Here is a 12,668-nt window from a genome sequence, read left to right on the forward strand (position 1 = left end):
CCCGACGACGCGGCCACCGGCGAGTTGAGACATCAGAAGATCTACGGGGGTTGGTCGAGCATGCCGGAATGGGATCCGGATCCGCTTCTGCGGCGGCTGGGGCTGGGGGTACTGGAGGACGCCGGTGACGGCGCGTCCCGGGCCGGTCGTAATGACAATCGCGTGGGGGTGACGAGCACCGGCCAGCCGGTGTTCGTCAAACGCCTCGATCCCGCGCAGCCCGACGCGGTCGCGCGGTTCCGCAGGCTGGTGCGGTTCGAGCGGCACGCCCCCGTGAGCGGGCCGCTCACGGCGCCGCCCTGTCTGGGCTGGGACGAGGATGGGCTGATCGTCGTCTTCGCGTGGCTGAGGGACGCGCGGTCCGGTTCCGACCTGGCCAAGGAGGAGGCGTTCGACGACGACCTCGCCCACCTGGCGGGCCGGGCCGTGGGCGCCCTGCACGCCCTGCCCCTGCCCCTGCCCCTGACCATGGAGGACCAGCCGCTGCTGCCGCCGCTGGACTTCTTCGAGGCGCTGCCCCTCACGTACCACACCCAGGCCAGCGGAGCCTCCCTCGAAGCGTGGGGGCTGCTGCAGAACGACGCCGAGCTGATCGCGGGACTGCGGGAGCTGCGCCGGGAGGAAGCCGCGGCCGAACACCGTCCGGCCCACTGCGATCTGCGGCTCGATCAGTTCCTCCGGCAAGGGGACGCGCTTCATCTGTGCGACTGGGAGGAGTTCCGGCCCGCCGCCGACCCGGCCCGGGACATCGGCGGCTTCGTCGGGGAGTGGCTGCACCGGGCCGTGCTGGACATCCCGTCCCAGGACCCGGCCATCGCGGGTCCGGCCCCGCAACTGTCCCACCGCGATGTGGTGGAGCGGGGCGTGCGGGAGCTGGAGCGGCTGCGGACCAGGAACGTCGCCTTCTGGAAGGGCTACCGGGAGGAGTCCGGGGCCGTCGACCCCGGACTCCCGGCGCGGGCCACGGCGTTCGCGGGCTGGCATCTGGTGGACCGGATGTTCGCGGCGGCGGAGCAGCGCCCCAAACTGACGGCCCTTGACCGCGCCGCCGCCGGAATCGGCCGGACCGCCGTCCTGCGGCCCGCCAGGTTCGCGGCCACTCTCGGACTGGAGGACTGACATGACCGACACCGTCTCCACCGAGAGCGCACCGGACACGGGCACGGACCCGGGCCTGGCCGCCGTCCTCGACGCGGTGACCCTGTCACCGGACGGTCTGCGCGCGGACGTCGCGGGCCGGTCGCTGAGCGCGGACACCGGCCGACGGCTTCGCCAAGAACTCATCGGCGCCGTCTACGAGACGTTCCATGTGGGCCATGTGTTCGAGGAGGAGCGCCCGCGCTCGTTCCGCGACGCCCGCCTTGAGGAGCGGCTGGCCGCGCGCACACCGCACACCACCACTCCCGTGCGCGCCGTCCCGTACCGGCCCGGGGACGACGGCACCAAGGACTCCCGTATCGCCGTCGTGCGGGGCATCCGGCTACGGCTGCCGGACGACGTCGCGTACGCCGACGACGGCACGGTGCGGCTGCCCGCCGCCCGGCCCGGTCTGTCGCCCGGGTTCTTCCTGGTGGACGGCTCGCGCGGAACGGTCGAGCCCGGCCCGGTGCTGCGGGTCTACCTCCACCTCGACGACCCCGACGAGGCCGAACGGCTGTGGGGCGCGACGCTGCGGCACCTCGAAGACGCCGCCGTGCGCTACCGGGCCAAGGTGACGTCCTCACCGCGGCTCTTCCCGCGCCGGGACGGCCTGGTGGTGTACCTCGGCCACGGAGCCAGGGGCGTCCTCCCCGGTCTGGTGGCGGCGGTACGGCAGCCAGCGAAGGCCGGACGGTCCGGTCTGGCCTCCTCGTTCGCGAAGAACCTCGCACCGGGCGTGGCCATCGCCTGGGAGCCACGGGACGAACGCCCGGGCCGCCAGGGGATGAGCTTCGGCCAGCACCGTGCCGCCGCCGTCGTGGACGCGCTGTTCGACGCGGCGGAGAACGCGGCGGAGAACCCCGACGCATTCCTGGTGCGTCGACTGAAAGAGGCCAACGTGGACCCGGCCGCCGTGTACCGCAATGTGGACTCTCCGGGATTTCCGAATGTGGCTGGCGCAAATGATCAAGGGATGATCTAATTAATTCCGTCAGGGGAGCCGCCCGCTCGCTGAGTTGAGCGGCTCTCAGGCGTGCATTTCTAACGAGGGGAAATCATGGAGTCTGCAGAGCTGATCGAGGGTTACGCGGCCTACACCACGCCCGAGGAGCTGAACGCCTCGGAGTCGACCGACGCACCGGCCATCACGACCACGGTGACCTCGTCGGAGATCTGCGTCACCCTCACGGCTGGCCTCAGCTGCTGATCCAGGCGCACTGACGCCGATCCAGGCATCGGTATCCTCCCGGGCCGGGAATTCCGGAGCCCGGCCCGGGAAGGTTTCTCTTACCCCGTGCACCGCTGGGACGAATTACCGCACATGTCATCGGACGCGTTTTTCCGCTACGACTTGCCCAATGGGCTACGGGTCGTTCTCTGCCATCGGCCGCTCACCCCGCTCACGGCCGTCAGCGTGCATTATGGTGTCGGATTCCGTTCGGAACCGGCGGGCCGCGGTGGTTTCGCCCATCTCTTTGAGCACTTGATGTTCCAGGGCAGCGCGAATGTGGCGCGCTCGGAACATATCCGCATCGTGCAGAGTTCCGGCGGCGCGGCCAATGCCTCGACGCGGCAGGACTACACGGAGTACTACCAGATCGCCCCGGCCTCGGCCCTGGAGCGGCTGCTGTTCCTCGAAGCGGACCGCATGCGCGCCCCGCGCTTCACCGAGGAGGCGCTGGCCACCCAGACAGCGGTGGTCAAGGAGGAGATCCGGCTCCATGTGCACGACCGTCCCTATGGCGGCTTTCCCTGGACGGTCCTGCCCGCGGCGCTCTACCGGAAGTTCTCCAACGCCCACAACGGATACGGCGAGTTCAGCGACCTCGGCCAGGCCACCGCGGACGACTGCGCCGCCTTCTTCGACGCCTACTACACCCCGTGCAACGCGGTGCTCACGATCGCCGGAGCCATCGACCCCGAGCACACCCGCGCCCTGGTGGCCCGTCACTTCGGCGACATACCGCCGCGCCCGGCGGCCGCTCCCCAGGACCTCGCGGAGCCGCGTCCGGCGGAGACCGTCCACCACGAACACACCGACCGGCACGCTCCGCTGCCCGCCACCGCGCTGGGCCACCGGCTCCCCGGCGCCGCCACGGACCCAGGCCGGGACGGATATCTGTCCCACATGGTGCTGGCACACGTCCTGGCCGGAGACGGCCCGCTGGGCCTGCGGCACCGCGCCCACGCGGCGGGAGCCCGGCTCACCGCGGTCGCCGCGCAGTGCGGCTTCTTCGGTCCGTTCGACGCCAGGGACCCCGATACGTTCGTGATCACCGCGCGCCATCCCGAGCGTTCGCACCAACTGCTCCCGGTCCTGACGCGCGGCGCGCTGGACGCCCTGGCCGCCGACGGCACGCCACGGAGCGAACTGGCGGACGCGACGGGCCGACTCGCCGCGCGGTGGCGCCGTACCCACGACAACCTGCTCGCCCGTACCCGGGCGCTCGGCGCGTATCAGCTGCTGCACGACGACCCCGCGCTCGTGGACACCGTCCCCGAGCGGCTGCGGGCGCTCGCTCCCGAAGCGATCCGGGGCGCGGCGGCGGACCTGGCCGGGAGCGCTCCGGCGCTGCTCACCGTACGTCCCGGAAAGGCCCTGGTATGACGGAGACCGCGCCGTGGCCGCCGATGCTGATGCCGTCCGGCGCCTACCGGCGGGCGGAGGAGATAGCGGACGGCGGCGGGGGCCCTCGGCCGCTCCCGCCGTTCGGGGCCCCTGACGCGCTGTCCTTCCCCCGGACCGTCGAACGGCGTCCGCGCGGGGGACCCAGAATCGTCACCGTCCCCGTCTCCGGCGCGTCGACGGTCGAGGTGCGGGTCCAGCTCCCCTTCGTGGCCTCCGGCCCCGAGGAGACGGCGCTGGCCGAGCTGCTGTCCGCCGTCCTCTTCGCGGGGACGGCGCGGCTGGGGGACCGGGAGGTCTCCTGGGACACGGCACTCGCCACCGGCCGGTTCCAGACCGCGCGCACCACGGAGTGGCTGATCCTGGCGGGCCACTGCGAGGCGGCCGAGATGCCCGCGCTGCTCGGCCTGCTCGCCGAGCGGCTGCGCCGTCCGCACTACGCGGAGGAGCGGGTACGGCAGGAAGTGCGGCGGATCGCCGAGGCGGCCGGGATCCTCCGGGCCCAGCCGCGCCGGACCGTCCTGCGTGCGCTCAACCAGGGCCGGTACGGGCGGCTGGGCTGTTTCGATGAACTGCCGTCCGCCGACGTGGTGCACCGGCTCACCGCACAGGACGTACGCGAGGCGCATGAACGGATCCTGGTCCCGGACCGGGCCGATGTGCTGATCGTGGGGGACATCGAGGGTGACACCGAGGGCGAGGCCGCCGCCGACGCCGTACAGCGGGCGCTCGCGGACTGGTCCGGCCGCCCGGCCGCACCACCCCGTCCTCCCGTCCGGGAGGACCGTCCGGAGCGCGGCCGCCGGGCCCTCGTCCACCGGCCCGACGCGGTGCAGGCGCATATCGCGATGTCGCTGCCCGCCCTCGGCCCGCAGGACCCCCGCTACCCCGCGCAGGCGGTGGCGAACGCGGTGTTCGGCGGGTACTTCTCGTCCCGGCTCGTGACGGACATCAGGGAACGGGAAGGGCTCACGTACCACGCCCAGTCGCGCTTCGAACGGACCCTCGGCGAGATGTCGATCGTGGTGGAGGCCGTCTGCGCCACCGCCGCCGCCGAGCAGGTGGTCGCCCGGACCGAGGCGGCCATGCGGCGCCTGATCACCGAACCTCCGGACGAGCGCGAGGTCGACGGCGCGCGACGCTTCCTCAGCGGCTCGCTCCTCATGGCGACCGCGTCCCAGTCGGACCTCGCCAACCTCATCTCCTCGCTGAGCTGCTGGGGAATCGACCTCGACTGGATCGAGAGCTATCCGCGCGCCCTGCTGGAGGTCACCCCGGCCGATGTCGCGGCCGTCGCGGCGGAGATCTTTGGCGCCGGTCCGTCGCACGGCGTGGTCGTGGGTGACGTGGATGCCCTGTCCCGCCCCCTGGCCCCCTTCGGATACCGCCCGACGCCTCGTACCCCCGCCCCTGAGGGAGAAGAGCTGTGACCGTCGGCTCCACCGGCCCCGCCCCGGTCGCCATACCGCGCTTCGGCGCCGACCGGCTGCTGCTCGTCTGCACCGGAGCGGTGCACGTCGCCCTGCTGCCGACGTGGGCCACCTGGCTGCGCGCCTCGTACCCCGCGCTCGACGTACGGACGGTGATCACCCGGAGCGCCGAGCGCTTCGTCTCCCGTGCCGCGCTCACCGCCATCGGAGGAGGTGAGGTGCTGCTCGACGCATGGCCCGACGGGCCGCAGCCGGGGGCGCTCCACGTCGAACTCGCCGAGTGGGCCGACGCGGTGGCGGTGTACCCGGCGACCATGAATTTCGTCAGCCGCTTCGCCCTGGGCATCACGGACACGCCCGTGACCCTCGCCCTCCAGTGCACCCGCGCGCCCGTCGCCATCGCCCCGGCGCTGCCGCCGGGCGGTCAGGACAGCGAGGCGTACCAGGGGCATCTGGCGACGCTGGAGACCCGCGGGAGCGTGACGGTTGTCCCGCCCGTGCCGGGACGCAGCGTCACCACCGGGCGGGAGGACGGCGCCGCGCCACCGCCGCTGCCGGTGGTGTTGGAGCGCCTGGAACGGAAGCGGGCGGAGCTGGAGGGCACGGCCGAGTGAGTGAGGAGCCCGCCCGCGAGTACGGCACCCGGCAGCTGCGTACCCGCATCACGTCGCGGGAGGACGGCCGCTTCCTGTGGAGCAGGGAGCGGCTGGTGGCGGGCCCCGTTCCGGACGCTGCTCCTGCCGCACCCGAGGTGGGCCCGTACGTGCTGCTCGGCACCCGGAGCGGGCACACCGTCGACTACCTCGCTCCCGCCGACCAGTCTCTGGCGCACACCGTCTGGCCGCCCGGCCAGGGCCCCGTAGCACCGGAACCGGCCACGGCCGCCATGCGCGCCGCCGGTCGCGCTCTGCGCGATCTCGCCGCGAGCCGTTCCGCCTTCCCGGGCGTCTCGGGAGCGCCCCCGGCCCTGTCGCGCCTGGTCCACTGGCTGCGGGAGGGCGGAGACGGGGAAGGTTCGGCCCGGCTGCACGCGCTGTGTGCTTCCCGGCTGGGTGCGTCACGCCTGGACGTGCTGCGCGAGTGGTGCCGGGAGCTGACCGAACCGCACCGGCGGCCGGTGCTGCTGCACGGTGAGCCGTCGCTCGGCCTGATCGTGCCGGTGCCGGACGGGGCTGGTGCGGGGCCCGGCGCCGTGCTGCTGACGGGGGAGACGCTGTCCCTGGGGCCGTGGGAGTTCGACCCGGGCTGGCTCATCGGTGAGCTGGCCGAGATGGCGGACATCGGGCGCCGTCACGTTCCGGCCGAGCGGCGGACGGAGCTGCCGCCCTTCGACGCGATGGCGGCGGCCCTGCTGGAAGCGCGCGACGACGCGCCGGACCTCGCCCTTCTGGGCCGGGTCGCCACGCTCAGGCGTCTCGCGCACGTGGTCGACTTCGCCACGTATGTGGGCTGGAACCCGGGCGTCGGCGCGTACGTGGAGGCGCTGGCGGACCTGGTGGACGGGGAAGGGCGACCGGCGCTGGTGTCGACGGGCCTCGCGACGGAACGCCCCTGACCGGCTCTCCGCCCCTCTCACGCCCTCCCACCCCCTTCCGCACCCGTCGACCCCATGGCATGCTCACGCCGTCGCTCATCTGAACGGCGTTCACATCCATGGAAGGTGTGGGCCTCATGGACAGGGAAATCGACAGACGCCCGGCTTTCGGCAGACGTACCGTCCTCGGCGCGGCAGCGGGCGCGGCGGTGTCGCTGGGTACGACACCCGCGATGGCCGCCGGACAACCACCGAACCTCTGGCGCGAGTTCCGCGCCGACCCGTACCGCCACCCCCATATCCCGTACGTCGGTCGCGCCGGATTCCTCGGCGGGCGCGCGGAGCTGCCCCGCTACCCCGTCGCCGCCGACGTACGGCGTTACGGCGCCCGCCCCGACGGCTCGGCCGACGCCGCCCCCGCCATCAACCGCGCCATCGAGGCCGTCGGACGGCGCGGCGGGGGCACGGTGGTGGTGCCGCCCGGGACGTACCGCGTCGACGGCGTCATCCGCATCGGCTACGACAACGTCGTGCTGCGCGGCGCGGGCAGCGGGCGGACCACGCTGCACGCGACCCGCCACCTCACCGAGCTGATCGGGCCGTACGGCAGCCGGTACGGCGGCACCAAGTCGTCCTGGTCCTGGGCCGGGGGCCTCATCTGGGTCTGCCCGGAAGCCCGCTGGCGTTCCCTCACCGCCGCGATCCGCGCCCAGGCGTGGCCGTTCGAGGGCTGGACCGGCAACCGGCGCGACGAGTGGCGCACGCTGACCGCCGTCGACCGCCCCGCCCGGCGCGGCGACCGGACCGTGCCCGTCGCGAGCACCGCCGCCCTCCGCCGTGGCGACCGGGTGCTGTTCCAGCTCGCGGACGACGGCGCGCACACCCTGCTCCAGCACATGGCCGGGGACGTCGAGGGCGCCGCCGCGTACCCGTGGGCCGACAAGACCAAGCTGACCTCGTACGTCCCGTACGAGTGGCCGTGCCGCGTCACCGCCGTCGACCGGCGCCGCCGCCGGGTGACCCTGGACCGCCCGCTGCCGCTCGACGCCCGGCCCGCCTGGAAGCCCCGGTTCACCACCCTCGTCCGCCCGGTGACCGGCTCGGGAGTCGAGGGCCTCACCCTGGACTTCGACGCGACGCCACAAGCTCCGCACCTGCTCGACAAGGGCTACAACGGCGTCGCGCTGCAGTGCGCGTGGGACTGCTGGGTGGACGACGTGACCGTCAACAACGTGGACAACGGCTTCCTGCTCGTCGCCGCGAAGGCCTGCACCCTGCGCCGGGTCACCGTCTCGGGGCGCGGCAGCCACCATCCGTACTGCTGCCGCGAGGGCTCGCACGACAACCTGGTCGAGGACTTCGTCCTCGCGCGCCGCACCGTGCCCGCGCCCGCCGGGACCCAGCTGCACGGCATCAACGTCGAGGGCCTGTCCAGCTACAACGTCTGGTCACGCGGCCGCATGGAGATGGGCACCTTCGACACCCACCGGGGCATGCCGTTCGCCAACGTCCGCACCGAGATCACCGTCGACAACACCGGCTCCCACGGCGGCGACGCGGTCGCGGGCCCGCTGTACGGCGCCCGGTTCACCCACTGGAACGTCACCGTCACCAATCAGCGCGCGGGCTGCGTCAGGATCGACGGAATCGCCCCGTACAGCGCGACGGTCGGCATCAGCGAGGTCCGGGAGTTCGGCCAGACCGACGTACCGGACTTCGCCGGTCCGCTCCACTCCCGTATCGAGGCCTACGGCCACCCCGAGTCCGTCCGCCCCCGCAACCTGTACGAGGCGCAGCGCGCCCTGCGGTGACGGTGAACGGTGAGCGGGGGCGTATGGATGCGGTGCGCGGACCCCCGCGCCGCGCACCGCACCCATACGCCCCCGCCCCCGCCGGTCAGCCCGCCACCCCCGCGCGCTCCATCCCCACCGCTTCCCCCGTCTCCGGTACGCCCGCCTCCGGTACGCCCGTCTCCGGTACGTCCGCCTCCGGTACGTCGTCGTCCCCGAGCCGCCGCCCCAGCACCGCGTAACCGATCGCGGCCACCGTGCCCACCACCGCGCTCGCCGCCCACAGCGTGGGTGCCCCGTAGCTGTCGATCACGGCACCGCCCGCCAGCGGCGCGGTCAGCGAGGCGAGCGACCACGCCAGCACGTACATCCCCTGGTAGCGGCCGCGCCCGTGGACCGGTGAGAGCCGGGCCACCAGCCCCATCTGGGTCGGCGAGCTGATGATCTCGCCGAGCGTCCAGACGGCCACGGCCAGCGCGTACATCCCCACCGACCCGGCGAAGGCGGTCAGCCCGAAGCCGTACCCGGTCAGCAGCGCGGCGACGACCAGCAGCCGCGCCGGGTCCCGGTGCTCGATGAAGCGCGTGACCGGGAGCTGGAGGAACACGATCAGCACCCCGTTGGTCGCGATCGCGAGCCCGAAGTCCGCGCTGGACAGCCCGTCCGCGCCCATCGCGACCGGCAGCGCCACGTAGCCCTGCTGGAAGAGGGTCGCGAGCAGGTACGTCAGCGCGACCAGGGTCATGAACCGCCGGTCCCGCAGCACCGTCCCGAGCCCGACCGCCCCCTTCCCATCCGCCCCGCGCCCCGCGCTCTCCCCCTCCGGACGGGACTCCGGCAGCTTGACGAAGACGATCAGCGCGCACAGCAGCGTCATCCCCGCGTCGGCGAGGAACAGCGTCAGATAGCCGCTCCGGGCGATCAGCCCCGCCGCCATCGCCGAGAACGCGAAGCCCAGATTGATCGCCCAGTAATTCAACGAGAAGGCGCGCACCCGGTCCTCCGGAGCCACGATGTCGGCCATCATCGCCTGCACCGCGGGCCGCGACGCGTTGGTGGCCATGCCCACCAGGAAGGCCATGACCGCGATCGCCACCGGATGCTGCACGAAGCCGAGCACGGCCACCGTGACCGCCGTCGACACCTGCGCCACCAGCAGCGTCGGCCGCCGCCCGAGCCGGTCGGTGAGCACCCCCGCGACCACCGCCGACACCACCCCGCCCAGCCCGTGCAGCGCCCCGACCAGCCCGGCGAACGTCGCCGAGTAGCCCCGCTCCACCGTCAGGTACATGGCAAGAAAGGTGGCCACGAACCCGCCCAGCCGGTTCACCAGCGTGGAGGTCCACAACCACCAGAACGCCCGGGGCAACCCCGAAACGCTCTCCTTCGCAGCCAATCTCCACCGGACGACGGACATCGCGAACCCCCCACGGATGAGCACCCCCATGTAAGAGGCGCCGACAGCCCTCGCAACTTACGACCCCACGCCCCCCACCCGCCACTCAATTGACCAGGTCCGTCAACCGACCGCCCCGAACCCGTCCAGTAGGCTCGACCGCATGGCCGACGCACCGTACAAGCTGATCCTCCTCCGTCACGGCGAGAGCGAGTGGAACGCGAAGAACCTGTTCACCGGCTGGGTGGACGTGAACCTCAACGAAAAGGGCGAGAAGGAGGCAGTCCGCGGCGGTGAGCTGCTGAGCGACGCCGGCCTGCTCCCCGACGTGGTCCACACCTCCGTCCAGAAGCGCGCGATCCGCACCGCGCAGCTCGCCCTGGAGGCCGCCGACCGCCACTGGATCCCGGTCGCCCGCAGCTGGCGACTCAACGAGCGCCACTACGGCGCCCTCCAGGGCAAGGACAAGGCCCAGACCCTCGCCGAGTTCGGCGAGGACCAGTTCATGCTGTGGCGCCGCTCCTACGACACCCCGCCGCCCCCGCTCGAGGACGGCGCCGAGTGGTCCCAGAGCGCCGACCCGCGCTACGCCACCATCCCCCCGGAGCTGCGCCCGCGCACCGAGTGCCTCAAGGACGTCGTCGTCCGCATGCTCCCGTACTGGTACGACGCCATCGTCCCGGACCTCCTGAGCGGCCGCACCGTCCTCGTCGCCGCCCACGGCAACTCCCTGCGCGCCCTGGTCAAGCACCTGGACGGCGTCTCCGACGCCGACATCGCGGGCCTCAACATCCCCACCGGCATCCCGCTCTCCTACGAACTCGACGCCGACTTCCACCCCCTCAACCCGGGCGGCACCTACCTCGACCCGGAGGCCGCGAAGGCGGCGATCGAGGCGGTAAAGAACCAGGGCAAGAAATAGCGAGAATCGCGCTCGATCAGGCCCCTCACCTGCATGTTGATGCAGATGAGGGGCCTTCGCGCATGGTGCGACGCCGCTCATGTTCCCGCTGCGCCCGACGACGCCGCGCACGCGTCTCCTCTCTCCCACCGTTTGGCCTGATGCCCTGGGCGGACGGGACCAGTCCGGCCCTGCGCTGGAGGTGAACCGCGATGACGCATTGTTCGTTATACATACTGGTTTCCGTGCTATATGGGAGAGAATATGGTAAATCCCGACTCTGTGACTTCCGACTCCGAAGGGGAATTTGCGCCCCTCAACTCTGACGGGACGCCCCGCAAGCCCGGCAAGACGCTCCGCGGTTTTGACAGCAATAAGGCCGGTGCAGCCGAGAGGGCGGAAGCACGCGTAAGACACGTCGGAGCCAGTGCAGTTGGGGCGTTAGGCCGCTCCGGTAGCAGGCTGGGCCACTCCGCAAGCAGGGCGAGCAAGGAAGCTGCCGAGAGGGCGGCGGCTGCGCTCAGCCGCTCGAAAAACCAGGTGAGCGGGTTGGCTAGGAGCGTCAGCCAACGAGTCAGTGGCCCCAAGGCGGAAGTACCCGGTGACGGCTCGTACGTGGGAGCAACAAGAGAAGCCACGATGGCCGGTGCGGAAGAAGTACTCTCACAACTGGGCGGCCTGAGCAGCGCGCCGGGCAGGCCGCTGGTAATCGTGAATCCGCCAGCCTCGTCCACTTCGTTGACAACCTTTGGAGCTGCCGCGAACGCATACACACCAGAGGGCCGGCCGCCGTCGAGTGGTTCTGGTCAGGGTGGTGAGAGTGCGATGCGTCCTGCCGCAAAGGGCACCGTTCAGCGTTCAGCGTCGAGGCGATCAACGGGACGGTGATCGAGCTTCCTCGGATTCAGGCGGCCCGCCAGACCCAGGGCAAGAGGAAGTAACACGGAAGGATCAAGCCCCTCGCCAGCGGTTTCACGGCTGGTGAGGGGCTTGTTGGCATTCTGGAGCCGTCTGTGGGCTGTCACCCCGGAACGCCACCACGCAGACGCGCATACTGGAGTATGCTCGCCGTATGTCCAGTACGACGCGCATCACTGTCACCCTGCCTACCGAGCAGGTCGACGAGCTGAGGAAGCTGACTGACAACGTCTCCGGCTACGTAGCCGAGGCAGTGGCCCGCCAGATCAGGCACCAGTTCCTCGGTGAAGACCTGCGCCGCCACCAGGAGGAGCACGGCGCCTTCACGGACGAGGAACTGGCCGAGGCCCGCGCCAAGATCCTCGGGCCCACCGACCAGAGCCACCACACGGACGCCGCGTGACCCATTTCGAGACGGTCGTCCTGGACTCACAAGGGCTGTCCGCGTGGATCGCGCAGGACCGCGAACTCCTCGCGATGCTCCAGGTCTTCCACGAGATGGGAGCCGACACGGTGGTCAGCGCGAACACCATCGTGGAAGTCAGCCACCAGCGGATGAACCTCCCGCGTCTGAACTGGACCCTGTCACGCGTCAAAGTAGAACCGGTCACCGCCCACGCGGCCAGAGCGGCAGCCGAACTCCTCAAGACGGCAGGGCTGCACGGCCACACATACGCGATCGACGCAACCGTCGCGGAAGCGGCCCTCCGCCAGCCGGCCCCGGTAGCGCTCGTCACTTCCGACACGGACGACATGGCCAAACTCTGCGGCGACCGCGTGCGTCTCATCGCCCTGTAGCGACGTCCGCGCGCGATGCCGACGGCCGGTGGGAGTGCAGGCACCCGGGCGAGGCCCGGGTCAGTGCGGCTGCGGGCCGGGACCGGTGTCAGGGACGATGAACCCCCGGACCGGCCGGGTCTCGGTCGGATCCTG

13 protein-coding genes are annotated in these 12,668 nt (G+C 71.7%); 12 read left to right on the forward strand and 1 reads right to left on the reverse strand.

Annotated features, from left to right (window positions below):
- Positions 1–60: 60 nt before the first annotated feature.
- The 8 genes from lxmK (at position 61) to ACFV9T_RS30035 (ending at position 8,541) form a co-directional block, all read left to right on the forward strand.
- Entirely contained in the window at positions 61–1,119 is a 1,059-nt protein-coding gene (lxmK, locus tag ACFV9T_RS30000; protein WP_385445570.1) for a class V lanthionine synthetase subunit LxmK, read from the forward strand.
- A gap of 1 nt (position 1,120) precedes the next feature.
- Entirely contained in the window at positions 1,121–2,122 is a 1,002-nt protein-coding gene (locus tag ACFV9T_RS30005) for a T3SS effector HopA1 family protein (protein WP_385445571.1), read from the forward strand.
- 75 nt (positions 2,123–2,197) lie between these two features.
- Positions 2,198–2,347, forward strand: a complete 150-nt coding sequence (locus ACFV9T_RS30010; RefSeq protein ID WP_385445572.1) for an LxmA leader domain family RiPP — start codon at positions 2,198–2,200, stop codon at positions 2,345–2,347.
- A 114-nt stretch (positions 2,348–2,461) separates the two neighbouring features.
- The gene (locus ACFV9T_RS30015) at positions 2,462–3,748 is read left to right on the forward strand and encodes a M16 family metallopeptidase (protein WP_385445573.1); all 1,287 of its coding nucleotides are present in this window, start codon (positions 2,462–2,464) and stop codon (positions 3,746–3,748) included.
- Complete coding sequence (locus ACFV9T_RS30020) at positions 3,745–5,196, forward strand: M16 family metallopeptidase (protein ID WP_385445574.1); 1,452 nt, start codon at positions 3,745–3,747, stop codon at positions 5,194–5,196. Before ACFV9T_RS30015 ends, ACFV9T_RS30020 begins: the two co-directional genes overlap by 4 nt.
- A complete protein-coding gene (locus ACFV9T_RS30025) occupies positions 5,193–5,810 on the forward strand; it encodes a flavoprotein (protein ID WP_385445575.1) in 618 nt (205 codons plus the stop codon). Before ACFV9T_RS30020 ends, ACFV9T_RS30025 begins: the two co-directional genes overlap by 4 nt.
- Positions 5,807–6,751 carry a hypothetical protein gene (locus ACFV9T_RS30030; RefSeq protein WP_385445576.1) on the forward strand — a complete coding sequence of 315 codons (945 nt, stop codon included), beginning with the start codon at positions 5,807–5,809 and terminating at the stop codon, positions 6,749–6,751. The genes ACFV9T_RS30025 and ACFV9T_RS30030 overlap by 4 nt, the downstream gene beginning before the upstream one ends.
- A gap of 98 nt (positions 6,752–6,849) precedes the next feature.
- Complete coding sequence (locus ACFV9T_RS30035; RefSeq protein ID WP_385445577.1) at positions 6,850–8,541, forward strand: glycosyl hydrolase family 28-related protein; 1,692 nt, start codon at positions 6,850–6,852, stop codon at positions 8,539–8,541.
- Positions 8,542–8,626: 85 nt separating this feature from the next.
- On the opposite strand, the gene ACFV9T_RS30040 is transcribed toward ACFV9T_RS30035, so the two are convergent.
- Positions 8,627–9,850, reverse strand: a complete 1,224-nt coding sequence (locus ACFV9T_RS30040) for an MDR family MFS transporter (protein ID WP_385445633.1) — start codon at positions 9,848–9,850, stop codon at positions 8,627–8,629.
- On the opposite strand from ACFV9T_RS30040, the gene ACFV9T_RS30045 reads away from it, so the two are divergent.
- From ACFV9T_RS30045 to ACFV9T_RS30060, 4 genes are all read left to right on the forward strand, one after another.
- A complete protein-coding gene (locus ACFV9T_RS30045) occupies positions 9,810–9,971 on the forward strand; it encodes a hypothetical protein (protein ID WP_385445637.1) in 162 nt (53 codons plus the stop codon). The two genes, ACFV9T_RS30040 and ACFV9T_RS30045, sit on opposite strands and share 41 nt — an antisense overlap.
- A gap of 108 nt (positions 9,972–10,079) precedes the next feature.
- A complete protein-coding gene (locus ACFV9T_RS30050) occupies positions 10,080–10,838 on the forward strand; it encodes a phosphoglyceromutase (RefSeq protein ID WP_385445578.1) in 759 nt (252 codons plus the stop codon).
- 1,051 nt (positions 10,839–11,889) lie between these two features.
- Positions 11,890–12,138, forward strand: coding sequence for a hypothetical protein (locus tag ACFV9T_RS30055; protein ID WP_385445579.1), 249 nt, complete (start codon positions 11,890–11,892; stop codon positions 12,136–12,138).
- On the forward strand, positions 12,135–12,533 hold the full coding sequence (locus ACFV9T_RS30060) for a PIN domain-containing protein (RefSeq protein ID WP_385445580.1): 399 nt from the start codon (positions 12,135–12,137) through the stop codon (positions 12,531–12,533). Before ACFV9T_RS30055 ends, ACFV9T_RS30060 begins: the two co-directional genes overlap by 4 nt.
- Positions 12,534–12,668: the final 135 nt, after the last annotated feature.

Origin of the sequence: Streptomyces sp. NPDC059850 (assembly GCF_042731515.1) — a bacterium.
Classification (GTDB): Bacteria; Actinomycetota; Actinomycetes; order Streptomycetales; family Streptomycetaceae; genus Streptomyces.